General features: G+C 73.7%; 19 protein-coding genes and 1 pseudogene. 10 read left to right on the plus strand and 10 right to left on the minus strand.

Annotation, left to right across the window (positions count from 1 at the left end):
* Nucleotides 1-395: 395 nt before the first annotated feature.
* The 4 genes from pelF to A6A06_RS16400 all read left to right on the plus strand — a co-directional run bounded on the left by pelF (nucleotide 396) and on the right by A6A06_RS16400 (nucleotide 5,261).
* Entirely contained in the window at nucleotides 396-1,970 is a 1,575-nt protein-coding gene (gene pelF / locus A6A06_RS16385) for a GT4 family glycosyltransferase PelF (protein ID WP_079194041.1), read from the plus strand.
* Nucleotides 1,970-3,433: a hypothetical protein gene (locus A6A06_RS16390; RefSeq protein WP_073762210.1), complete on the plus strand. Its 1,464-nt coding sequence runs from the start codon at nucleotides 1,970-1,972 to the stop codon at nucleotides 3,431-3,433. Before pelF ends, A6A06_RS16390 begins: the two co-directional genes overlap by 1 nt.
* Nucleotides 3,434-3,645: 212 nt before the next feature.
* Nucleotides 3,646-4,341 (plus strand): spherulation-specific family 4 protein, encoded by a 696-nt coding sequence (locus A6A06_RS16395; protein WP_073761896.1) that lies wholly within the window; start codon nucleotides 3,646-3,648, stop codon nucleotides 4,339-4,341.
* Nucleotides 4,338-5,261, plus strand: coding sequence for an endo alpha-1,4 polygalactosaminidase (locus A6A06_RS16400; RefSeq protein WP_073761897.1), 924 nt, complete (start codon nucleotides 4,338-4,340; stop codon nucleotides 5,259-5,261). The genes A6A06_RS16395 and A6A06_RS16400 overlap by 4 nt, the downstream gene beginning before the upstream one ends.
* A 131-nt stretch (nucleotides 5,262-5,392) precedes the next feature.
* Here the strand turns inward: A6A06_RS16400 and A6A06_RS16405 are convergent, their stop codons facing one another.
* Nucleotides 5,393-6,205, minus strand: coding sequence for an adenosylcobinamide-GDP ribazoletransferase (locus tag A6A06_RS16405; protein WP_073761898.1), 813 nt, complete (start codon nucleotides 6,203-6,205; stop codon nucleotides 5,393-5,395).
* Between the two features lie 78 nt (nucleotides 6,206-6,283).
* Here A6A06_RS16405 and A6A06_RS16410 point away from each other — a divergent pair, with 78 nt between their 5' ends.
* On the plus strand, nucleotides 6,284-7,021 hold the full coding sequence (locus A6A06_RS16410) for a hypothetical protein (protein ID WP_073761899.1): 738 nt from the start codon (nucleotides 6,284-6,286) through the stop codon (nucleotides 7,019-7,021).
* Here the strand turns inward: A6A06_RS16410 and A6A06_RS41715 are convergent.
* The 5 genes from A6A06_RS41715 to A6A06_RS16435 all read right to left on the minus strand — a co-directional run bounded on the left by A6A06_RS41715 (nucleotide 6,996) and on the right by A6A06_RS16435 (nucleotide 12,705).
* Nucleotides 6,996-7,700: a hypothetical protein gene (locus A6A06_RS41715; protein WP_199930891.1), complete on the minus strand. Its 705-nt coding sequence runs from the start codon at nucleotides 7,698-7,700 to the stop codon at nucleotides 6,996-6,998. The genes A6A06_RS16410 and A6A06_RS41715 overlap by 26 nt on opposite strands.
* Nucleotides 7,697-9,466, minus strand: a complete 1,770-nt coding sequence (locus A6A06_RS16420; protein WP_073761900.1) for a phosphatidylglycerol lysyltransferase domain-containing protein — start codon at nucleotides 9,464-9,466, stop codon at nucleotides 7,697-7,699. The genes A6A06_RS41715 and A6A06_RS16420 overlap by 4 nt, the downstream gene beginning before the upstream one ends.
* Nucleotides 9,467-9,559: 93 nt before the next feature.
* On the minus strand, nucleotides 9,560-10,606 hold the full coding sequence (gene cobT, locus A6A06_RS16425) for a nicotinate-nucleotide--dimethylbenzimidazole phosphoribosyltransferase (RefSeq protein WP_073761901.1): 1,047 nt from the start codon (nucleotides 10,604-10,606) through the stop codon (nucleotides 9,560-9,562).
* Nucleotides 10,607-10,616: 10 nt separating this feature from the next.
* A complete protein-coding gene (locus A6A06_RS16430) occupies nucleotides 10,617-11,351 on the minus strand; it encodes a class I SAM-dependent methyltransferase (RefSeq protein WP_199930892.1) in 735 nt (244 codons plus the stop codon).
* Between the two features lie 85 nt (nucleotides 11,352-11,436).
* Nucleotides 11,437-12,705: a bifunctional adenosylcobinamide kinase/adenosylcobinamide-phosphate guanylyltransferase gene (locus A6A06_RS16435; protein WP_073761903.1), complete on the minus strand. Its 1,269-nt coding sequence runs from the start codon at nucleotides 12,703-12,705 to the stop codon at nucleotides 11,437-11,439.
* Between the two features lie 218 nt (nucleotides 12,706-12,923).
* On the opposite strand from A6A06_RS16435, the gene A6A06_RS16440 reads away from it, so the two are divergent.
* Nucleotides 12,924-13,136 (plus strand): hypothetical protein, encoded by a 213-nt coding sequence (locus A6A06_RS16440; RefSeq protein WP_073761904.1) that lies wholly within the window; start codon nucleotides 12,924-12,926, stop codon nucleotides 13,134-13,136.
* Nucleotides 13,137-13,288: 152 nt separating this feature from the next.
* Here the strand turns inward: A6A06_RS16440 and A6A06_RS16445 are convergent, their stop codons facing one another.
* From A6A06_RS16445 to A6A06_RS16460, 4 genes and pseudogenes are all read right to left on the minus strand, one after another.
* Nucleotides 13,289-14,395, minus strand: coding sequence for a S1C family serine protease (locus A6A06_RS16445; RefSeq protein WP_073761905.1), 1,107 nt, complete (start codon nucleotides 14,393-14,395; stop codon nucleotides 13,289-13,291).
* Nucleotides 14,396-14,410: 15 nt separating this feature from the next.
* A pseudogene (locus A6A06_RS16450) lies at nucleotides 14,411-16,311 on the minus strand (ABC transporter ATP-binding protein).
* Between the two features lie 179 nt (nucleotides 16,312-16,490).
* Nucleotides 16,491-17,219: a class I SAM-dependent methyltransferase gene (locus A6A06_RS16455; RefSeq protein WP_443333744.1), complete on the minus strand. Its 729-nt coding sequence runs from the start codon at nucleotides 17,217-17,219 to the stop codon at nucleotides 16,491-16,493.
* A gap of 86 nt (nucleotides 17,220-17,305) precedes the next feature.
* Nucleotides 17,306-17,902: a DUF3043 domain-containing protein gene (locus A6A06_RS16460; protein WP_073761906.1), complete on the minus strand. Its 597-nt coding sequence runs from the start codon at nucleotides 17,900-17,902 to the stop codon at nucleotides 17,306-17,308.
* A 305-nt stretch (nucleotides 17,903-18,207) separates the two neighbouring features.
* On the opposite strand from A6A06_RS16460, the gene A6A06_RS16465 reads away from it, so the two are divergent.
* From A6A06_RS16465 to A6A06_RS16480, 4 genes are all read left to right on the plus strand, one after another.
* Nucleotides 18,208-19,008 (plus strand): PspA/IM30 family protein, encoded by an 801-nt coding sequence (locus tag A6A06_RS16465; RefSeq protein ID WP_073761907.1) that lies wholly within the window; start codon nucleotides 18,208-18,210, stop codon nucleotides 19,006-19,008.
* 111 nt (nucleotides 19,009-19,119) lie between these two features.
* Nucleotides 19,120-19,398 carry a PspA-associated protein PspAA gene (gene pspAA / locus A6A06_RS16470; protein ID WP_073761908.1) on the plus strand — a complete coding sequence of 93 codons (279 nt, stop codon included), beginning with the start codon at nucleotides 19,120-19,122 and terminating at the stop codon, nucleotides 19,396-19,398.
* 90 nt (nucleotides 19,399-19,488) lie between these two features.
* Entirely contained in the window at nucleotides 19,489-20,793 is a 1,305-nt protein-coding gene (locus A6A06_RS16475; RefSeq protein ID WP_073761909.1) for a sensor histidine kinase, read from the plus strand.
* Nucleotides 20,790-21,476, plus strand: coding sequence for a response regulator (locus A6A06_RS16480; RefSeq protein WP_073761910.1), 687 nt, complete (start codon nucleotides 20,790-20,792; stop codon nucleotides 21,474-21,476). Before A6A06_RS16475 ends, A6A06_RS16480 begins: the two co-directional genes overlap by 4 nt.
* The last annotated feature ends 167 nt before the right edge of the window (nucleotides 21,477-21,643 follow it).

Below are 21,643 nucleotides of genomic sequence, written 5' to 3' on the forward strand. Positions count from 1 at the left end.
CGCTGTACCCGCTGTACCCGCACGGAACCACCGCGCCCGCACCGACGCACCGGTGCGCGACGGCGCACCCGCACCCGGACACCTGTACGGACGCGCAGGTACGGACGCGTTCACGCAGGTGTCCCGCGGCTGTGTCCGCACACCGTTGCCGGTACACCGCACGACCGTCCCCACGCATGTCCCCGCAGTCCCGCACGCCCACGCCCCCGCAGTTCCGCACCACCACGCCCCCGCAGTCCCGCACACACGTTTCCGCACGTCCGCACGTCCGCACGCGCACCAGGCCGGCACGGCCGCCGGCCGCGCAACGCGTCCGCCCGGTGCCCCCGCAGCACCCGCGCCCGCGTGCTCCGTACCGCACCACCCAGCACTCATTTCCCGGGGGGGATTTCGCCATGAACGCAACTCTGTACGAGGTCGGCAGCCGAAGTCAGCAGCCCGACGACGCGCCGCAGCCCGGCAGGCACGTCACCATGCTCACCGAGGGCACCTACCCGCACGTCCACGGCGGCGTCTCCACCTGGTGCGACCAGCTCGTACGGGGCATGCCCGAAGTCCGCTTCAACGTCATCGCGCTCACCGGCAGCGGCCGTGAGCCGGTGACCTGGGACCTGCCCGACAACGTCTACGCGCGCTCCTCCGTGCCCATGTGGGGCCCGCCGCCGGGCCGCCGCACCGCCGGGCTGCTCCGGGGGCGCGACCGCCGCCGCTTCGTCGACACCTACGAGCGGTTCCTGCTGTCCATGCTCGACCCGCAGTCCTGCACCGACTTCGGCACCGAGCTGTACGCACTGGCCGCGCTCGCCCGCGAAGGACGCCTCAGCGCCGCGCTGCGCACCGAGTCCGCGCTGCGCTCCCTGATGTGGATCTGGACCCTGCCGCACGTCGCCACGCGCGCGGCCGAACCCACCGTGCACGACGCGCTGACCGCCACCGACCTGCTGGAACACGCGCTGCGCCCGCTGTCGGTACGCGTACCGGAGGACAGCGTCGCGCACGCCGTCAGCAACGGGCTGGCCTGCCTGCCCGCGCTCGCCGCCAAGGAGTTCGACGGCGTACCGTTCCTGCTCACCGAGCACGGCATATACCTGCGCGAGCGCTACCTCGGCTACCGCTCCGACGCCCAGCGCTGGCCCGTCAAGGCCCTGATGCTCGGCTTCTACCGGCAGCTGACCATCGAGAGCTACCGGGCCGCCGACCTGATCACACCGTGCAACAAGTACAACAAGCGGTGGGAGGAGCGCGGTGGCACCCCGCCCGAGAAGATCCGCACCGTCTACAACGGCGTCGACGTCCAGCTGTTCCCGCACGCCGAACAGGAACCGGACGCGCCGACGCTGAGCTGGGCCGGGCGGATCGACCCGATCAAGGACCTGGAAACCCTCATCCGGGCCTACGCACTGTGCCGCGCCGAGGTCCCCGACCTGCGGCTGCGGCTGTTCGGCGGGGTACCGGCCGGCGGCGAGGCGTACAAGACCCGCTGCGAGAAGCTGGCCGCCTCGCTCGGCGTGACCGACGGGCTCAGCTGGGAAGGGCGCATCGACGACGTCGCCCGCGCCTACGCCGCAGGCAGCATCGTCATGCTCTCCAGCATCTCCGAGGGCTTCCCCTTCAGCCTGATCGAGGCCATGTCCTGCGGCCGCTCCACCGTCTCGACCGACGTCGGCGGGGTGCGCGAGGCGGTCGGCGACACCGGGCGCGTCGTCCCGCCCCGGGAACCGGAGGCGATGGCCGAAGCCACCCTGGAACTGCTCAAGGGCGGCTGGGAGAAGCGCGCCGAACTCGGCAGCCGCGCCCGGCAGCGGGTCATCGACCAGTTCACGCTGCGCCGCTCCGTCGACGGCTTCCGCACCATCTACCGCGAACTCGACGGCGCCGGCAGGCCGGCCGTGGAGCAGCCGCAGGAGGAGTGGACCCTCCAGCTGCGCGGGCCGTGGAACACCCCCCTCGCCGCCGACGGGGCCGGCTGATGAGCGGATCCCTGTGGCTGGTGCCGGGGGAGGGCAAGGGCCGCGCGGACGACCTGCCGGACGTCCCGCGGCCCCAGCGCCCGCGCTGGGCCGCGCCCGACCCGCTGGACGAACTCGCCCGGCGCATGGGCGATCTGATCGCCGCCGCCGTCCACCCCGACGAGATCGCCGCCATCATCGAGTCCGACGGCATGAGCGACGACCAGATCAAGCTCACCTACGGGCGCGAGAACTCCTTCGCCCTCGCCGAGGAGCTGTACGCGCGCATCCCGCGCAGCTACCCCGAACCGGACCGCGCGCTCACCGACCCCTGGCGGGTCAGCCTGCTCGGCTGCCTGCTGCGCGCCGTGGTCTTCGCCCTGCCCGGACTCGCCTACGTCGTCGGCTCGCACCTGCTGTCCGGCCCGCCGGACTCCCGCGGACTGCCCGCCGGAACACTGCCGCTGCTGGCGGGCGCCCTGGCCGGCTGGGTCTGGAACCAGGCGCTCGCCCACCGCGCGTACTCCTGGCTCGGCCTGGGCGCGCGGTGGCCCGCCGCCCGCGCCCTCGCCGTCGGCGCGCCGCTCGGCGCGCTGGCCGGCGCGGCGGTCGCCTGGGCCGTCGGCACCGCCGACGCGGACGCGCCCGGCGCGGTGGCCTTCGCCGCGGGCCAGGCCGCCTACCTCGGCGCGGCCACCACCCTCCTCGTCTTCGGCCGGGAACGGTGGCTGCTGTACGCACTGGCCCCGGTCGGGCTCGGTGCCGCGCTGATGGCGGTGTACGTGCCGCCGGACGCCGTACGTGTCGCCCTGCTCGTCCTGTCGCTCGGCGCGGCCGTCGCGCTGGCCGCCGTCACCGTCCTGCGCTGCCGCCGCGAGCCGCGCCAGGACGGGCCGGCGCCGCGCGCCGCGGCCTCCGTGCCGTACGGGCTCTTCGGCCTGGCCATCGGGGTGCTGGTGCTGCTCACGGCGCTCGGCGACGTCCTGCGGTACGGGGCGGAGGCCGAGGTCGCGGCGCCCGCGGCGGTGGCCCTGACGCTCAGCATGGGCCCGGCCGAATGGCTGCTGTACCGCTACCGCAGCCGGGCCGTGGCCGGGCTGCGGGCCAGCACCACCCCCGTCGGCTTCTGGCGCGCCACCTCCGGCGCGCTGGCCGGGTGCCTGGTCTCCTACCTCGCCGTACTCGCCCTGCTCGGCGGGGTCGGCAGCCTGCTGTGGCGGCAGGGGCCGCCGATGGACGCGGCCCACGCGCTGGGGCTGCTGTGTCTGGGCACGGTGCTGTGGACCGCGCTGCTCCTCCAGGCGTTCGGGGCGGTGCCGGTCGCGGCGGCGGTGTGCGGGCTGACCGCGGCCGCCCAGACCGCGCTCCTGGCGACCGGGCCGCTGTCCCCGGCCGTCGCCCAGCTGACGGTCTGCGGCGTGGCCGCGCTCGTCCTGGCCGCCGCGGTCTCCGCCCTGCTGGGGCGCGCGACGGCGCACCGCTGAGGAGGAGGCGGGTACGTGGCCTTCACCGCGCGCCGAGCAGCCCGCCCGGCGCGCGCTCCGCGATCCGACGCCCGTCGCCTGCCCCCCGCCTCGCGCCAAGTCCCCGCGCCGGGGCGGACCGTGGGCCGCGTAACCGGTACCGGGTCCCCAAGCCCCCACCCGTACTCGTATCCTCAGCATCTCGTCCCATTTCCGACAGGAGCCCACGAACCATGACCCGGCCCTCACCGGGACAGCCCCGTCCGCCCTCCCGCCAGCTGCTGGTCCCGCTCTACGAGCACCCGGCCGAACGTCCCGACGCCTGGCGGCGGCTGGTCGCGGCGGCGCCCGATCTCTACGGTGTGGTGCTCAACCCGGCCAGCGGCGCCGGCACCGCCCCCGATCCGGACTTCGCCGAGGTCGCCGGGCAGCTCCGGGCCGCGGGCGTACGCATTCTCGGCTACGCCGACACCGGCTACGGACGGCGCCCGCACGCGGCCGTCGTCCAGGACCTGCTGCGCCACCGCGACTGGTACGGGGCCGACGGCGTGTTCTTCGACCAGGCCTCGGCCGAAGCCGGACTCCTCCTGCACTACAGCCGCCTGGCGGTCGCCGCACGCGCCGCCGGAGCCCATACCGTCGTCCTCAATCACGGCGTGCACCCGCACCCCCGCTACCTCGACTTCGCCGACCTCCTGGTCACCTTCGAGAACAGCTGGGCCGCGTACGAGAACGCCGAGGTCCCGCCGTGGACCGCGCACCACCCGCCCGAACGGTTCTGCCACCTCATCCACGGCCTGCCCGAGTCCTGCGCGGAGGCCGCCGCCGAACTGGTCCGGCAGCGCGGGGCCGCCGTGCACTGCGCCGTCCCCGGCACCGGGACGCACCCGTGGGACGCACTTCCGCCCTACCTGGAGACCCCCCGATGAACCCCCCGCACCACCGCAAGAGACTCCTGCTCCTCCTCGGCGCTCTCCTGCTCGTCAGCACCGCCTGTACCCAGACCCCGCCCGGTCCGGGCGGCAAGCCCGGCCACAGCGCGAGCCCCGGCTCCGGCAGTCCGGGCGGTACCGGCGACCCGGGCAGCCCCAGCGGCGGTCCGAGCAGCCCCGGCAGTGACCCGAGCAGCCCCGGCGGCGGCAAGCCCCGCCCCGTCTGGCACCCCGAGCCCGGCATCGACTGGCAGTGGCAGCTCACCGGAAAGCTGGACCTCTCCGTGGACGCCCCCGTCTACGACATCGACGGCTTCAAGCACAACGCGTCCACGGTCGCCGATCTCCACAAGCGCGGCCGCAAGGCCATCTGCTACATCAGCGTCGGCGCCTACGAGGACTTCCGCCCGGACGCGCGCCGCTTCCCCAAGGACGTCATCGGCGAGGACAACGGCTGGGAAGGCGAACGCTGGCTCGACATCCGGCAGCTGGACGTGCTGCGCCCGCTGATGGCCGAGCGCTTCGACATGTGCCGTGACAAGGGCTTCGACGCGGTCGAGCCGGACAACGTCGACGGCTACAAGAACGACACCGGCTTCGAGCTGACCGCCGGACACCAGCTCGCCTTCAACCGCATGATCGCCAAGCTGGCCCACGACCGCGGCATGTCCGTCGGCCTGAAGAACGACCTCGAACAGATCCCCCAGCTCGTCGGCGACTTCGACTTCGCCGTCAACGAGCAGTGCGCCGAGTACGACGAGTGCGCGACCATGACCCCGTTCATCAAGGCGGGCAAGGCCGTCTTCCACGTCGAGTACGAACTCCCGGCCTCCCGCTTCTGCGCCACGACGAAGCGCCTCCACCTCAGCTCGATGCAGAAGCGCCTCCACCTGGACGCCTGGCGCCAGGCGTGCTGACCAGAGCCTGCTGAAGCCCGGCGCCGATTTCTGACGCCCAGATTGTGGCGCCCGGCTCCTGACGCCTGGCTCCTGATATCCGGCTCGTGACGCCCGGCTCCCGACGCGTGACGGCCGACCGGGCGGGCGTCTCACCCCATCGCCGCCACCGCCACGGCCACCAGGCCCGCCACCTCCGCGACGGCGCCGAAGATGTCGCCGGTGATGCCGCCGAAGCGGTGGCGGCAGCGGCGGAGGGTGGCTTCGCCCGCCGCGAGGGCGAGGAGGGCGGCCAGGCCGGTGTGGAGGGCTCCGTACGGGCCGGCGTGGGTGCCGAGCGCGGCGGAGAGGGCGATGACGACGACGGCCGCGGCGGCTGCCGCGCGCAGCGGTACCGTGCCGGCCACGGCGGCGCCGAGGCCGTCGGGGCGGGCCGGGGGGACGCCGGGGCGGGCGGCGAGGGTGAGGGCGCAGCGGGCGGCGGTGGCCGCGACGACGGCGGCCGCCGCGCCGTGGGCCCAGCCCTGTTCGTACAGATGGGCGAGGGCGGCCACCTGGGCCAGCAGGGTGAAGAGCAGGGTGATGACGCCGAACGGCCCGATGTCGGACTGCTTCATGATGCGCAGCGCGTCCTCGGCGGGCTTGCCGCTGCCCAGGCCGTCGGCGGTGTCGGCGAGGCCGTCCAGGTGCAGGCCGCGGGTGAGGACGGCGGGTACGGCCGCCGTGGCGACGGCGGCGAGCAGGGGGCCGCTGCCCAGGAGGAGGAACAGGGTGCCCAGGGCGGCCGCGGCCAGGCCGATCACCAGTCCGGCGACCGGCGCGCACAGCATGCCGCCGCGTGCCGCCGGCCGGTCCCAGCGGCGCAGCCGTACCGGCAGCACGGTCAGTGTGCCGAAAGCGAAGCGCATGGCGTCCCCGAGGGTGGGGGAAGGCGAGGGGCCGGAGGGGGTGGCGGCGTCGTTCATCGCGGCAGGCTAACCCGGCCGGCCCGGACCGTACGGCGCTAAATTGCCCCTATACCCGACATATGGGGAGTACGTGGCATGGGTCACTGGTGGTTCCGCAACATCGTCGAGCCGGGGAAGTTCCCGCTGCTGCTCGCGCTCGTCTCCTTCGTGGTGACCTTCGTCGTGACCCGGATGATCACCCGGCTGATCCGGGCCGGGAAGGGCCCCTTCCGCAACATCTCGCCGGGCGGCCTGCACATCCACCACGTCGTGCCGGGCGTGGTGCTCATGGTGGTCGGCGGGTTCACCGCCCTGGCCGGCGGACGCCACGGGTACGGGGCGGGGATAGCGGCGGTGCTCTTCGGGATGGGCGTCGGCCTGGTGCTGGACGAGTTCGCGCTGATCCTGCACCTGGACGACGTGTACTGGAGCGAGCAGGGGACCAAGAGCGTGGAGATCGTGATCGTCACGGCCGCGCTGGTGGCGCTGATCCTGGGCGGCGCCCTGCCGTTCGGCGTGAACGAACTGGAGCCGGACGAGCTGCACAGCCGTTTCCGGGTGGTCCGGACGGTGGGGATCAACTTCCTGTTCGCGCTGGTGGCGCTCTTCAAGGGCAAGGGCCGGATGGCGGTGGTCGGGGTGTTCGTGCCGTTCGTCGCGCTGTTCGGGGCGATCCGGCTGGCCCGGCCGAACTCACCGTGGGCGAAACGGTTCTACCGGCGGCGCCCCAAGGCCCGCGCCAAGGCGAAGGTCCGCGCCTTCCGGCACGACCGCCGCTGGAGCGGGCTGCGCCGCCGGGTGAACCACGTCATCGGAGGGGCGCCGACCCACTGACCCGCTGGTCGCCCCGCGGCTTGCGCCGGTGGAGCACCTCCCACACGCCGCACAGCGCCAGCACCGCCACGACCGCCGCGATGTGCTCCCGGCCCGCCAGGTTGTTCTTGATGAACACCACCTCGTAGACCATCGACAGCACCACCAGCGCGCAGGTGAACCGCGCCCGGTACACCCAGCACACGAAGATCCCGAGGCCGACCACCGCCGCCGACGGGCCGGTGTCGTGCACGAAGGCGTCCGTCGGCGGCAGGCCGATCGGGTTGTCCGGGCCGAGCCAGATGCCGATCCGCGCGTACATCGTCCCGGCGAGCGTGGCCGCGTACGCGATCAGCAGCGTCCGCCCCCGGCCCAGGCAGATCTCGCAGATGCCGAAGACCAGCAGGAGCTGCGCCAGCGCGCCCCACACCGGCAGGTCCAGGGCGGGCACGAACAGCGACAGCGGCGTGCGCAGCAGCGCCAGCCACAGGTGCTCGTCGGCCTGCACGGAGCCGATGTTCTGGACGAACTGATATCCCCAGGACTGGTTCTGGACGATCTGGAAAAGGGAGGTGAGCAGGACCGCGGCGATGGTCATGGGGATCGCCATGAGCTTCTTCGTCCGCAGGCCGCACCACACGGTCCGCAGCAGCAGGCCCCACTCGGCACGCACGGCGCGGCGCAGGACCGGCTCACTCATCTCTTCGTCTCCAGATGTTTCCGGTTGAGCCATTTCGGCAGGCCGGGGGCTTCCAGGAAGCCTTCGGCGCGGGCGCTGGCGATGCCGATGCGCAGCAGGTCGGTGCTCTTTTCGAAGAGCATGTACCGGGGTTCCCAGATGGGCCGGTATTTCGCGTTGGCGCGATAGAGCGATTCGATCTGCCACCACCGGGAGAAGAAGCTGAGCAGCGAACGCCACAGGCGCAGCACCGGGCCCGCTCCGAGCCGCGCGCCGCGCTCGAAGACGGAGCGGAACATCGCGAAGTTCAGCGACACCTGAGTGACGTCCACCTCTTTCGCCCGCTGGACCATCTCCAGCACCATGAACTCCATCAGCCCGTTCTCGGAGTCCCGGTCGCGGCGCATCAGGTCCAGCGACAGCCCCTTGGTGCCCCACGGCACGAAGCTGAGCAGGGCGCGCAGCTCACCGTCCGCGTCGGTGCATTCGAGCATCACGCAGCGTCCGTCGCCCGGGTCGCCGAGGCGCCCCAGCGCCATGGAGAAGCCGCGCTCGGTCTCGCCGTCGCGCCAGTCGTCGGCCAGCTTCAGCAGCCGGTCCATCTCGTCCTCGGGAATGTCCTCGTGGCGCCGGATGCGGACGGTGTACCCGGCCCGCTTGACGCGGTTGTACGCCTGCCGGACGGTGCGCATGGCCCGCCCCTCCAGCGTGAACTCCCCGGTGTCCACGATCGCCTCGTCGCCCAGCTCCAGCGCGTCCAGGCCGTGCCGGGCGTAGATCGTGCCGCCCTCCTCGCTGGCACCCATCACGGCCGGCGCCCAGCCGTGCGAGCGGGCCTCGGCGAGCCACAGGTCGATGGCGCCGGGCCACGCCTCGGGGTCGCCGATCGGGTCGGCGGAGGCGAGCGAGACCCCGCCGACGACGCGGTAGGTGACGGCGGCCTTGCCGGTGGGGGACCAGATGACGCTCTTGTCGCGGCGCAGCGCGAAGTAGCCCAGCGAGTCCCGGTCGCCCTGGCGGTCCAGCAGGCCGCGCAGCCGCTCCTCGTCCTCGGAGGTGATGAGGTCGGTGCTGCGTACGGAGCGGAAGGCGGCCCACAGGACGAGCAGCAGCAGGAGCGTGCTCATCACGTTGATGACGACGTTGACCCAGTTCGGCGCGGCGATGCCGGGGAAACGGTCCTCCTCGGCGGCGATGGAGACCAGCCGCATGACGCCGTAGCGCCAGCGGTCCAGGAACGTCGAGTGGTGGCTGTCCTGCGCGGTGTTGGCGACGGTCACCAGGAGCCCGGCGAGCAGCGAGGTGACCAGCAGGCCGCCGAGCGCGACGGCCGCGGCCAGCTTGGGGTTGGAGCGGTCGCCCTTGGCGTAGAACTCCTTGCGGCCCACGATCAGCGCGGCGACGAACAGCAGCGTCACGGCGAAGGAGAACCAGTTCTGGCCGTGTCCGCGGAATTCCGGCGCCACCACCATGGCCACCGTGAACAGCAGCAGGAACACCCCGGACAGGACCAGGTTCAGTATCCACGCGGCGCGTTTGCGGCGCCGCATGGTGACCGCGAAGAACAGCGAGAAGACGCCGGACGCGAAACCCGCGGTGAGCAGGTACGGAGTGAAGAACTCGGCGACGTTGTGCCGGCGGATGTCCTGTCCGAACGACACCCAGACGGCGCTGAGGAAATTGATGAAGGTGACGGCACGCAGGTACCAGACGGCGTACGCGGCACCGCGCTGTGACCACCGACCGCGGGTGCGGTCCTCATCCGGGCTCAAACGGACTTCTCCCATGAAGCTCGATCATATGGGGGGCGCCGTCGAAACCCGGATCCGCTGGAATCCGGTCACTTCACAGGTGCGCGGGCCGTCGCCGGCCGGCGCCCCTCAGTCGCGTACGGGCAGGTCTGCCGCCAGGGCCGCCGCCGCCTGCACCAGTGGCAGAGCGAGCAGCGATCCCGTCCCCTCACCAGCAGTGACGCCGTGATCGAGCAAAGGGTTGAGTGCGATCCGGTCGAGTGCCTTGGACTGTGCTGGCTCGCCGCTGACCTGCCCGGCCAGCCACCAGTCCGGCGCCCGGAACGCGACCCGCTGGGCCACCAGCGCGCAGGCCGCCGAGACCACCCCGTCCAGGATGACCGGGGTGCGCCGGACCGCGCTCTGCAGCAGGAACCCGGTGATCGCGGCCAGGTCGGCGCCGCCGGTCGCGGCCAGCAGCTCCAGCTGGTCGCCGAGGACCGGCCGGGCCCGGCGCAGCGCGTCGCGGATCGCCGCGCACTTGCGCATCCAGGCCAGGTCGTCGAGGCCCGCGCCGCCGCGCCCGGTGACCACCGACGCGTCGGTGCCGCACAGCGCGGCGATCAGCGCGCTCGCCGGGGTGGTGCCGCCCACGCTCAGGTCGCCGAGCGCGACCAGGTCGGTACCGGCGTCCGCCTCCTCGTCGGCGACCGCCATGCCCGCCCGGAAGGCCCGCTCGGTCTCCTCGGGCGTCAGCGCGTCCTCGATGTCGATACGGCCCGAACCGCGCCGTACCCGGTGCCGGGTGACCTCCTCCGGCAGCTCCGCCGGGTCGCAGTCCACCGCTATGTCCACCACCCGCACCGGGACCCCGGCCCGGCGCGCGAGGACCGCCGCCGGACTGGCCCCGTCCAGCACGTCCTGCACGAGGTCCTTGGTGGTGCCGGCCCGGCGGCCGGAGACGTCCAGTGACGCCACCCCGTGGTCGCCCGCGAAGAGCACCGCACGCGGCCGCTCGATCGGCCGTACCGGCACCCGCTGCTGCGCGGCGGCCAGCCACTCGCCCAGGTCGTCCAGCCGCCCCAGGGCTCCCGGCGGCACCGCCAGCCGCTGCCGGCGCTCCTCGGCATCGCGGCGCGCACCGCCGTCGGGGCGCTCGATCAGGTGGGCGAAGTCATCGAGGTTCAGGGCGCTCATTCGGCGCAGATTACCGGGAACGGTGCCCGGCGGCCCGCTCCGGGTCGGCCGGGGCGCCGCCGGGGCCGGGGCCCGCGGCGCTCCGGCGCGCGCCGAAGCGGATCTCGGTGACCGTACGGGCGGGGGTGTGCAGCAGCGGTACGTGCTCCCGCCACCGTGCCAGGCGGCCGGCGAGAGGGCCGCGGCCGGGCGGCGGCACCTCGCGCACCGCGACGATGTTCGGATGTGCGCCCGCCACCCCGGCCCGGTCGGCGGCGTTCATGCCCCAGCGCAGCGGCGGCGCGCCCGGGGCCGTACGGGCGCCCGCGCGCGGCCGGTCCCGGCCCGCACACCAGCGGGGTACCGCGTCGAAGACCAGGGCGCCGCCGGGGAAGCGTTCCGCGCAGGCCGCGAACAGGGCACGGACCTCCGGCGGCCGCAGAAACATCAGCAGCCCGCGCGCGGTCACCACGACCCCGCGCTCCGGCGACCGGACCGCGTCCAGCCAGCCGGGACCGGTCACCGGGCAGGCCAGCGTCCGCCGCCGGGGCCCGTCCGGCAGCAGCATCCGGCGGACCGCGGCGGTCTCCGGAGGTTCCACGGCCAGCCAGTCCAGCCGTCCGTTGTCGAGCCGCCAGAAGGCGGTGCTGCCCGGCCCCTCGCCGAGCGCGACGACGGTGGCGAGCGGGTGCCGCCGTACGTACGCGCGAACGGCGGCGTCGAGGCGGCGCGAGCAGCCGGTCGCGGGACTGCACGGGCCGGTCACCGGGCCACATCCGTATCGGTCACGGAACAAGAGCACCCGGCCCCGCGGGCGCGGGCAAGCGGACACGGGCGCGGCCCGGCCCGTGTCATCCGCGCAGCGCAAGCGCCTGCCCGGCGACGACCAGCAGGACGTGTTCGCACTCGGCGCCGAACATCGCGTTCAGCCGCCCCAGTTCGTCGCGGAACCGGCGGCCGGACGCGGTCGCCGGGACCACGCCCGAACCGACCTCGTTGCTCACCGCGACCACCGGCCGCCGGGTGCCGCGCACCGCCGCGACCAGCTCGTCCACCCGTGCGCGTAGCTCCCGCTCGCCGCTCGCCGCCCACTTCCCGTCGTCCCACGCGCCGACCTCGTCCATGGCGTGCGTCAGCCACAGGGCGAGGCAGTCGATGAGCAGGGGCGAGCCGTCCGGGGCGGCGGCCCGCGCGACGGGCCCGCCCGGCCGGTCCTCCGGCCGTACGCCGCCTTCGAGGAGCGGCAGCAGGTCGCAGGTCTCCGTCGTACGCCAGGACGCCGGGCGGCGGTCCCGGTGCAGCGAGACCCGCGCGGCCCACTCCGCGTCCCCGTCCCGGGTGCCGCCGGTCGCGACGTACAGGACGTCGGGGAAGGCGGCCAGCCGCCGCTCGGCCTCCGCCGACTTGCCGCTGCGCGCGCCGCCCAGCACCAGCGTGCGGCGCGGCAGGTCGGGCACCGCGTGGTACTCGCCGACCAGCAGCGACGTGCCGTCCGGCACGGTGCGCGCGCCCGCCGCCGCCAGTCGGCGGTGCAGTTCGGGGCCGGGCGGCGCGCTGTGGTCCAGGTGGACCCCCAGCACGTCGGTCGCCGCGTCCACCGCGCCGCTCGCCCGCAGCCGCGCCAGCGCGTCCGGCCGCCCCAGCACGTCCAGCAGGACCATGTCGTACGGGCGGGCGCCCCGGCCGTGCTCGCCCTCGGCCGGACCGGCAGGCGCGGCGCCCGGCGGCAGGTACAGCAGCCGCTCGCCCTCGCCGCCGCCGACCTCGTAGCCGGTGCCCGGCACGTCCACGGCGACGGCCCGCACCCGGTGCCCGTCCAGCAGCGCCAGCTCCCGGCCGTCCGCGACCCGCCCCGGCTGCGGCAGCCCGGCGGGCACCTCCATGGCGGGCCCGTCGTGCGGGTGCGAGAGCAGTACCTGCCGTACGGCGGTGAGCGAGTGCCCGGCGCGGGCCGCCGCGAAAGCCGGACCCGGCGTCAGGTCCAGGAGCAGCGCCCCGTCGACGAGGACAGCGGTGGCCGCCCGTGCCTCGTCGCCGACGGCGGAGGCACAGGCGGCGCAGGGGCAGCCGGGGCGCGGCAGCCCGCTGGGGGCTCCGGTGCCGAGGAGAGTCAGTTCCACGCGCCGATTTTCTCCCGTCCCCGCCGACCGGGCGCGCGGGGGCCCGTCTCGACACGGCCGTTAGGCTGCGGAACAGCACGTACGCGGGACGTACGCCGCGCGTTCGCGGGGAATACGGCGCTCGTACGGCGCTCGTACGGAGCACAGGAACAGGACGGCACCGCGGCGCGCCGCGGTACGCGGACCAGCAGGCACTCGGTGGGACCCAGGAGGCGGACATGGCGTGGACATGGCGGTTCGAGAAGGCCGACGGTACGGAGACGGAGCCCGCGGTGCAGCCGGAGGACTTCACGACCCAGGGGGATGCGGAGTCCTGGGTCGGCGAGGTGTGGAAGGACCTCCTCGAAGGGGGCGTCGACCAGGTCAGGCTGTTCGAGGACAGCACCGAGGTGTACGCGGCGCCGATGAGCCTGCACGCCGACGCGGGCTGAGCGGCGGAACGGCGCCGGCCGGGCCACGGCCTGGCCGGCGCCCCCGGGGCGGTGCGGCCGGGGCGGTGCGGCCGGGTCGGGGCGTCCGTGGGCCGGTGCGGCCGGGGCGGCGCGTCCGGGCCGGTGTCCTCGGGCCGGGGCGGCCGGGTCGGCTAGATCGTGCCGAGCGTCACCTGCACCGTCTTCTTCGAGCCGTCCCGGTCGACCGTGACGTCCACCTTGTCGCCGGGCTTGTGGCTCGCCAGCGCCTCCGACAGGGCCTGCATCGTGCGGACGGCCGTTCCGTCGAACGCCACGATGACGTCACCCGCCTCGATGCCCGCCCGGTCCGCCGGGCCGTCCTCCTTGACGCTCGCGACGCTCACCCCGGCGCCCTCGAAGTCCGCGCCGACCAGGGTGCGCCCCGTGATGCCGAGCGCCGCCCGGCCCGAGTTGGTGACCTTGCCGTCCTTGATGATCTGGTCGGCGATGTTGCGGACGGTGGACGCCGGGATGGCGAACCCGATGCCGGGGGCCGCGCCCTCGCCCATCTGCGGGTCCGTCGCGGCCAGCGTCGGGATGCCGATGACCTGGTCGGAGAGGTTGACCAGCGCGCCGCCGCTGTTGCCGGGGTTGATGGCGGCGGAGGTCTGCACCATGTTCGCGAGGGTCGCGCCCGTGCCGCCGCCGTTGCTGGGCTCGCTGACGGTGCGTCCGGTCGCCGAGGCGATGCCCTGTGTGACGCTGCCGGACAGCCCCAGCGGGCTGCCCATGGCGAGCACGATCTGCCCGATCTCGACCTTGGCGGAGTCGCCGAAGGTCACCGGTTTCAGGTCCGCCGGCGCGTCGTCGATCTTGATGACGGCGAGGTCCTGCTCCGGATAGGAGGCGACCAGCGACGCGTTCAGGGAACGGCTGCCGCGTGCCGTGGTGACCTTGAACTTCTTGTCCGCGCCCACGACGTGGGCGTTGGTGACGACATGGCCGCGCGCGTCGTACACCACCCCGGACCCCAGCCCTTCCCCGGTGGTGATCTGGACGACCGACGGCAGGACGTCCTTGACGACCTTCTGGTACGCGTTCTGGAGGTCGGTGCTGACACTGGGGGCCGCCGCCTTCGCGGGAGAGGTGACGGCGGCCGCGGGAGCCGACGAGGAGACGTCCTTGCCGGGCCCGGCGGAGGAGTCGGAGCCGGAGCAGCCGGCCACCAGCGCGGTCGCGCACAGGGCGGCGGCCGCGGCGACCGCCACCCGGTGACGGAAAGTCAGTGAAGGCGTCATGTCTGAAGTGTCCCGTTAGGGCCTCCGGTTCGCCCGGCTATCCGGCGCCGTGGCGAGAAACTGCGTCGCCGCCAGCTCCCCGTACAGCGCATCGTCCGCCACCAGTTCCGCGTGCGTACCGACCGCCCGCACCCGCCCCGCCTCCATCACCACGATGCGGTCCGCGAGCGTGACCGTGGAGAGCCGGTGCGCCACCACGAGCACCGTCGTCGTACGGGCCGCCTCCGCCACGGTCTCCCGCAGCGCCAGTTCGTTGACCGCGTCCAGCTGCGAGGTCGCCTCGTCCAGGAGCAGCAGCCGCGGCTCGCGCAGCAGCGCCCGCGCAATCGCCACCCTCCCTACTGCCTTAAGGGCAGACAGGGGCCCAGCCGCTCGCCGCCCGACAGCTTGCTCCCGCGGTGCCCCACCGGCGTGTCCAGACCCTCCGGCAGGCGCGCCACCAGGCCGTCCAGCCGGGTCCGTACGAGCATCCGGGCCAGCGCGGCGTCCCCCGCGCCCGGCGCCGCGAACAGCAGGTTCTCGCGCAGCGTGCCGGCCAGGACGGGGGCGTCCTGCTCGACGTAGCCGATCTGCGACCGCAGCCGGTCCAGCGGCCAGTCCCGTACGTCGGTGCCGTCGACCAGGACCCGGCCGCCGTCCGGCTCGTAGAAACGTTCCAGCAGTCCGAAGACGGTGGTCTTGCCGGCGCCGGACGGGCCGACGAACGCCGTCATGCCGCCGCCCGGCACCGCGAAGTCCACACCGTGGTGGACCGGCGGCAGCTCCGGACGGTAGCGGAAGGTCACCATTTCGAAGGTGACGCTCGCGGGAGCCGCCGGGGCCGCGGGAGCCGCCGGGGCCGCGGGGGCGGCCTCGCCCACGGCGGCCTCGCCCGCGGTCCCCCCTGCCGTCGGCTCCGCCTCCAGCTCCGCCTCCGGTTCCGCCTCCAGCTCCTCCGCCTCCGCCATCCGCGCGATGGCCGCCGCCCCCACCTGGTAGGCGGACGCCGCCTCCACCAGCCGGGCTATCGGATCGATGAGGTAGAAGAGGTAGAGCAGGAACGCGATCAGGGTGGCGATGCCGGTGGCCCCGGAGGCCACCCGCGCGCCGCCGACGCCCAGCACGGCCAGGAAGGAGAGCTGGACCGCCAGCCCCACCGAGGACTGCGCGACGGACTGCCACTTCGCGGCCCGTATACCGCCGCGCCACGCCTCGCGGGCCGCCGTGTCGATGGCCGCGGCCTCCCGCGGCTCCGCCCCGGATGCCTTGACCGTGCGGAACGCGCCGAACGTGCGCTCCAGCGCGGTGGAGACCGCGCCCACCGCCTCCTGCGCCCGCTTCGTCGCCTTCGATATCCGCGGCATCACCAGGAGCAGTGAGCTGCCGATCAGCACGATCACGCCGAGCGTGACGGCGAGCAGGACCGGGTCCAGCAGGGCCATCAGCACGATCGACCCGATCAGGCTGAGGCTGCCGGTGGCGGCCGAGACCAGTGACTGGGTGGTGATCGCGCGCAGCAGCGTGGTGTCCGCGGTGACCCGGGACATCAGGTCGCCGGGCCGGCTGCGCTCGATCTCGGGCATCCGCAACCGGAGCAGTCGCGCGACGAGCTGACGCCGGGCGGCGAGCACCACGGACTCCGCGGTGCGCTCCAGTACGTACGCGCCGACCGCCTCGACGGCCACGCCCGCCACCACCAGGACGGTCAGCAACAGCAGCAGCCCGGTGATGGAGTCACCCCCGCCCAGCCGCTCGACCAGCATTTTGGCGGCCATCGGCTGGGCGAGGCCGGTGGCCGCGCCGATCAGGGTGAGGAGGCCGCCCAGGGCGATGGCGGGTCGGTGCGGCCGGATGTGGCCGTACAGCACCCGCCAGGTTCTGCGGGCGGGCAGCGCGGGCGGCGGTGGCCCGTCGGGGGCGGTCTCGGTCGTCGTCACATGGGGCAGGACGCCGGGGGAGGGGGTTCACCTGTCTCTCAGAGGCGTCCGGAGGAGTGCGGCGCGAACGGACGCGCCGCTTCCCGCTTCCGTACGCCTTTGCCTACGCGTTTCCGCACGCCTGAGAGCCCGCGTGCGTGCCGGGCGCCGCGATGCCGCGGAGATCCGTCAGGAGCGCCCTAACGCCCCTCGCCGCCCGGCCCGCCCCGTACGCCGCACAGGTGCAGCAGTGCCGCCACCGCCCGGTACGGGTCGGTGCGCCCGGCGCGGTCCTCGGCGGCCAGCAGCCGTTCCAGCTCGCCGTCGGCCGGTGGCGGCGCGTCGTCCGCCGCGAGGTCGGTGAGGACCCGTACGCCGTACCAGGTCTCCAGGGGAGCGCCGATCCCGTTGAGCGTCGCCGTCAGCGCCGCCAGGCGGTCGGCGCGTGCTTTCAGGCCGATGCGGTTGACGTACTCGGCCGAGTCGAAGGCGGCGAGGGCGGCGTCCCAGTCGCCGGCCTGGCCGGGCCGCATCGCGAGCGCGTCGGCGTTGCGCACCACCAGGGACAGCAGCCCGCCGGGCGCCAGGACGCGCGCCAGCCCGGCCAGCATCGGGTCCGGCTCCGCCACGTACATCAGCACGCCGTGGCACAGCACCACGTCGAAGGCGCCGGGGAGGAAGTGCACGCCGGTGTCCCGGCCGTCCCCCTCGATCAGTTCCACCCGCTCCTGGATGCCGGCCGGCTCCAGGGCCAGCGCCGTACGGGCCGCCGTCAGCATCGCCGGGTCGGTCTCCAGGCCGGTGACCTTGTGGCCGGCGCGGGCCAGCCGCAGTGCCTGGGTGGCCTGTCCGGCGCCGACGTCGAGCACCCGCAGCCGCTGCCCCACCGGGAAGCGGGCCGAGATCTGCTCCTCCAGCTGGCGGGCCACCAGCTCCTGGCGGACCGTGTTGCGCAGTCCGCCCAGCCCGCCCAGCCACCGTTCGGCGCCGGGCGAGAAGCCCGAGGAGGTTGCGTTCAGGGCCGCTCTCCGCGCTTGACCTGCGGCTTCGGCAGACGCAGGCGGCGCATCTGGAGCGTGCGCATCAGGGCGTAGGGCTTGACGCCCTTGTGGCTCTCGTTCGGGAAGCGCTCCTTGAGGCGCTTGCCGAGCGCGAACCACAGCACGAGCGAGTCGACGACGATCAGCACGATGATGAACAGCCACAGCAGCAGCGCGATGTTCTGGATGCCCGGCTGACGCAGCATCGTCAGCACCAGGATGATCACGGCCATCGGCAGGAAGAACTCCGCCACGCACCAGCGCGAGTCGACGAAGTCGCGCGCGAACCGGCGCACCGGGCCCTTGTCGCGCACCGGCAGGAACCGCTCGTCGCCGTTGGCCAGCGCCTCGCGCTGCCGGGCCATGTCGGCGCGCCGCGCCTCACGCGACGCCTTCGTCGCCTCCTTGCGGTTGGCCGGCGTCTGCGCGCGCGTACGGCGCTGCGACTGCGCCTGGCTGCGCTTGGGCGTCGGGCGGCCCTTCGGGGCCTGCGGGTCGCGGGGCTGCTGGGGCTGGGACGCGGTCACCTTGGTGGTCGCGGCCTGCTCATCCTTCGAACGGCTTCGGAACACACACGCAAGAGTACGGGGTGACGGCGCATGGACCACAGCGGCATGGGGAACGATCCGGCAACGGCGCGGGCCTGTGGTTGACGTTGCGTCGGAGACATAGCGGGGTGAATGGGGCACAGCATGGCTCCCCGGGGCAGTCCCTACTCCTTGCGCGGGATAAAGACGGCACCCTGATCGTCCTGCAGGAGGAGCGCATCCGGGCCCGAACAGTGCGGTAATGGAACCGAGGCCCGTACTGTGGGGTCTGTAGATGTGCTGGAGCCTAAGCCCGATGTAACTCGGTCAGAAGGGGGCGCGCGAGGCCCATGAGCGGTGTCATGAAGCGGATGGGGATGATCTTCCGCGCGAAGGCCAACAAGGCCCTGGACCGGGCCGAGGATCCGCGCGAGACCCTTGACTACTCGTACCAGAAGCAGCTGGAGCTGCTGCAGAAGGTCCGCCGCGGCGTCGCCGACGTGGCGACCTCCCGCAAGCGCCTGGAGCTGCAGCTCAACCAGCTCCAGAACCAGTCCTCCAAGTTGGAGGACCAGGGCCGCAAGGCCCTCTCGCTCGGCCGTGAGGACCTCGCCCGCGAGGCGCTGTCCCGCCGGGCAGCCCTCCAGCAGCAGGTCACGGACCTGCAGACGCAGCACCAGACCCTGCAGGGCGAGGAGGAGAAGCTCACCCTCGCCGCCCAGCGCCTGCAGGCCAAGGTCGACGCCTTCCGTACGAAGAAGGAGACGATCAAGGCGACGTACACCGCCGCCCAGGCGCAGACCCGGATCGGCGAGGCCTTCTCCGGCATCTCCGAGGAGATGGGCGACGTCGGCATGGCCATCGAGCGCGCGGAGGACAAGACCGCGCAGATGCAGGCCAGGGCCGGCGCCATCGACGAACTGCTCGCCTCCGGCGCGCTCGACGACCCGACCGGCATGGCCAAGGACGACATCACCGCCGAGCTGGACCGCCTCTCCGGCGGTACGGACGTCGAGCTGGAGCTCCAGCGGATGAAGGCCGAGCTGGCCGGTCCGGGCGCCGACAAGCAGGCCATCGAGGGCGGTCAGGCGGGCCAGGGACAGCAGGCCCCGCAGGCGCAGCCCGGTCAGCCGCGTTTCGACAAGCAGTGACGGCCGGCGGCGGTTAGCCTCGTCGCAACCGCCGCACCGGACCCGGTCGTCGCATCGGGCCCGGTTGTCGCATCGGACCAGGTCGTCGCACCGGACCAGAAGGAGACCGTCGTGATCGTACGGATCATGGGGGAGGGGCAGGTGAAGCTCGACGACGCGCACTTCGTCGAGCTGAACAAGCTGGACGACGAGCTGCTCGAAGAGATGGAGAGCGGCGACCAGGAAGGCTTCCGCCGCACCCTCGGGGCTCTTCTGGACGCGGTGCGCCGCCTCGGCACCCCGCTGCCGGACGACTCCCTGGAACCGTCCGAGCTGATCCTGCCCTCCGGGGACGCGAGTCTCGACGAGGTCCGGCAGATGCTCAGCGACGACGGCCTGATCCCGGGCTGATCCGCCGCCCGGCCCGCCGGGCGGCCGCACCACCTCCAGCGCAGGCAGCGCCCCGGACCCGGCACGGGACCGGGGCGCTACCGTTTTCCCGTGACCCTCCTCGCCTCCGGGCAGCCCGGTCCGCGTCCGGGCGGCGGCCCGCTCGCCTGGATACGCGCCCACCCGCTCGCCTTCGACACCGCGCTGGCCTCCGCCGTCGCCGTGGCGATCCTGGTCGGCTCGGTGGCCGACCCGCACGGACCGCACGGCCCCCGGTTCGGCCACCGCGAACTGACCATCACCACCGCGGTCCTCGCCGTTCTCGCCGGTGCCGCCCTGGTCCTGCGCCGCCGCTACCCGCGCAGCGTCCTGGCGGCCACCGGCATCTGCACCGTCCTCGCCCTGGTCCTGGAGACCGGGACGCCGCGCGCCCCGGTCGCCTGCTCCGTGGTCGTCGCGCTGTGCACCCTCGCCGCCCGTACGGACCGCTCCACCACCTGGCGCGTCGGCGCGCTGACCGCCGTCGTGCTCACCGCCGTCGCGATGTGCCTGGGGTCCCGCCCCTGGTACGCACAGGAGAACCTCGCGATCTTCGCGTGGACCGGCATGGCCGCCGCGGCCGGTGACGCGGTCCGCAGCCGGCGCGCCTTCGTCACCGCCATCCGGGAACGGGCCGAACGCGCCGAGCGCACCCGCGAGGAGGAGGCCCGGCGCCGCGTCGCCGAGGAGCGGATGCGCATCGCCCGCGAGCTGCACGACGTGGTCGCCCACCACATCGCCCTGGTCAACGTGCAGGCCGGAGTCGCCTCGCACGTCATGGACAGCCGCCCCGACCAGGCCAAACAGGCGCTCGCGCACGTACGCGAGGCGTCCCGCTCCGCCCTCGACGAACTGCGCGCCACCGTCGGCCTGCTGCGCCAGTCCGACGACCCGCAGGCACCCACCGAACCCGCGCCGGGCCTCGGCGTGCTGGACCAGCTCGTGGACAGCTTCGTACGCGCCGGGCTGCCCGTCGCCCTCGACGTCCCGGGGTCGGCGGACGCGCTGCCCGCCGCCATCGACCTCACCGCGTACCGGATCGTCCAGGAAGCACTGACCAACGTGCACAAACACGCCGGCGCGGGCGCCCGCGCGACGGTCCGCATCGTGCGCTCCCCCGACAACCTGACCGTCACGGTCCTGGACGACGGCGCGGACGAGGGCGACAGCGGCCCGGACGGCCGGGAGCAGGGCACCGGCGGCGGCCACGGCCTGATCGGCATGCGCGAACGGGTCGCCGCCCTGCGCGGCACGCTCGAAACCGGCCCCCGCCCGGCCGGCGGCTTCCAGGTACGCGTACGCCTGCCACTCCAGCCAACCCAGACCACACGGGCCACCGGGCCCGGCCGCATCTGCCGCACGGGGGAGCCCGGATGACCATCAAAGTACTGCTCGCCGACGACCAGGCCCTGCTGCGCAGCGCGTTCCGCATTCTTGTCGACTCAGAGCCCGACATGGAGGTGGTGGGGGAGGCGTCCGACGGCGCCCAGGCGTACGAGCTGACCCGCGCCACCGGTGCCGACGTGGTCCTCATGGACATCCGGATGCCGGGCGTGGACGGCCTCGCCGCGACCCGCATGATCAGCGCCGACCCGGAACTGACCGCCGTACGCGTGGTCATCCTGACCACCTTCGAGGTCGACGACTACGTGGTGCAGTCGCTGCGCGCGGGCGCCAGTGGCTTTCTCGGCAAGGGGGCCGAGCCGGACGAACTGCTGGGCGCCATCCGGATCGCGGCGGCCGGTGAGGCGCTGCTGTCGCCGGTCGCCACCAAAGGGCTGATCGCCAAGTTCCTCGCCCAGGGGGACGCCACGGCCGACGCCGGGCCCGGCCGCCGCGGCGTCGCCGAGCTGGCCGCTCTCACCGGCCGCGAGCGCGAGGTGCTCGTGCTGGTGGCGGGCGGCCTGTCCAACGACGAGATCGCCGAGCAACTCGCGGTCAGTCCGCTCACCGTCAAGACGCACGTGAACCGTGCGATGGCCAAGCTGAGCGCCCGCGACCGCGCGCAGCTCGTCGTCATCGCGTACGAGTCGGGGCTGGTCCGCCCGCGGGTGCGGTAGGGGCCGGTCCGCCCACGGGTGCAGCGGGGGGTGGAGACCGCCGTACTCCGAACGCTGTATTGCGGGTGGGGCGGAAACCGACCTGGGAGCGAGGAAAGCGCGTGGGGCATGACGGATCGTTTATTCGGGCCTGTGGTGCCCGCCCGCCGGAACGCCGTACGCAGCGG

The sequence above is a fragment of the Streptomyces sp. CB02923 genome, from assembly GCF_001905005.1.
Lineage (GTDB): Bacteria > Actinomycetota > Actinomycetes > Streptomycetales > Streptomycetaceae > Streptomyces.

Excerpts from the sequence above, each read along its gene's own strand:
- pelF (WP_079194041.1), top strand. The coding sequence starts at position 396 with ATGAACGCAACTCTGTACGAGGTCGGCAGCCGAAGTCAGCAGCCCGAC.
- A6A06_RS16390 (WP_073762210.1), top strand. The coding sequence starts at position 1,970 with ATGAGCGGATCCCTGTGGCTGGTGCCGGGGGAGGGCAAGGGCCGCGCG.
- A6A06_RS16395 (WP_073761896.1), top strand. The coding sequence starts at position 3,646 with ATGACCCGGCCCTCACCGGGACAGCCCCGTCCGCCCTCCCGCCAGCTG.
- A6A06_RS16400 (WP_073761897.1), top strand. The coding sequence starts at position 4,338 with ATGAACCCCCCGCACCACCGCAAGAGACTCCTGCTCCTCCTCGGCGCT.
- A6A06_RS16405 (WP_073761898.1), bottom strand. The coding sequence starts at position 6,205 with ATGAACGACGCCGCCACCCCCTCCGGCCCCTCGCCTTCCCCCACCCTC.
- A6A06_RS16410 (WP_073761899.1), top strand. The coding sequence starts at position 6,284 with ATGGGTCACTGGTGGTTCCGCAACATCGTCGAGCCGGGGAAGTTCCCG.
- A6A06_RS41715 (WP_199930891.1), bottom strand. The coding sequence starts at position 7,700 with ATGAGTGAGCCGGTCCTGCGCCGCGCCGTGCGTGCCGAGTGGGGCCTG.
- A6A06_RS16420 (WP_073761900.1), bottom strand. The coding sequence starts at position 9,466 with ATGGGAGAAGTCCGTTTGAGCCCGGATGAGGACCGCACCCGCGGTCGG.
- cobT (WP_073761901.1), bottom strand. The coding sequence starts at position 10,606 with ATGAGCGCCCTGAACCTCGATGACTTCGCCCACCTGATCGAGCGCCCC.
- A6A06_RS16440 (WP_073761904.1), top strand. The coding sequence starts at position 12,924 with ATGGCGTGGACATGGCGGTTCGAGAAGGCCGACGGTACGGAGACGGAG.
- A6A06_RS16445 (WP_073761905.1), bottom strand. The coding sequence starts at position 14,395 with ATGACGCCTTCACTGACTTTCCGTCACCGGGTGGCGGTCGCCGCGGCC.
- A6A06_RS16465 (WP_073761907.1), top strand. The coding sequence starts at position 18,208 with ATGAGCGGTGTCATGAAGCGGATGGGGATGATCTTCCGCGCGAAGGCC.
- A6A06_RS16480 (WP_073761910.1), top strand. The coding sequence starts at position 20,790 with ATGACCATCAAAGTACTGCTCGCCGACGACCAGGCCCTGCTGCGCAGC.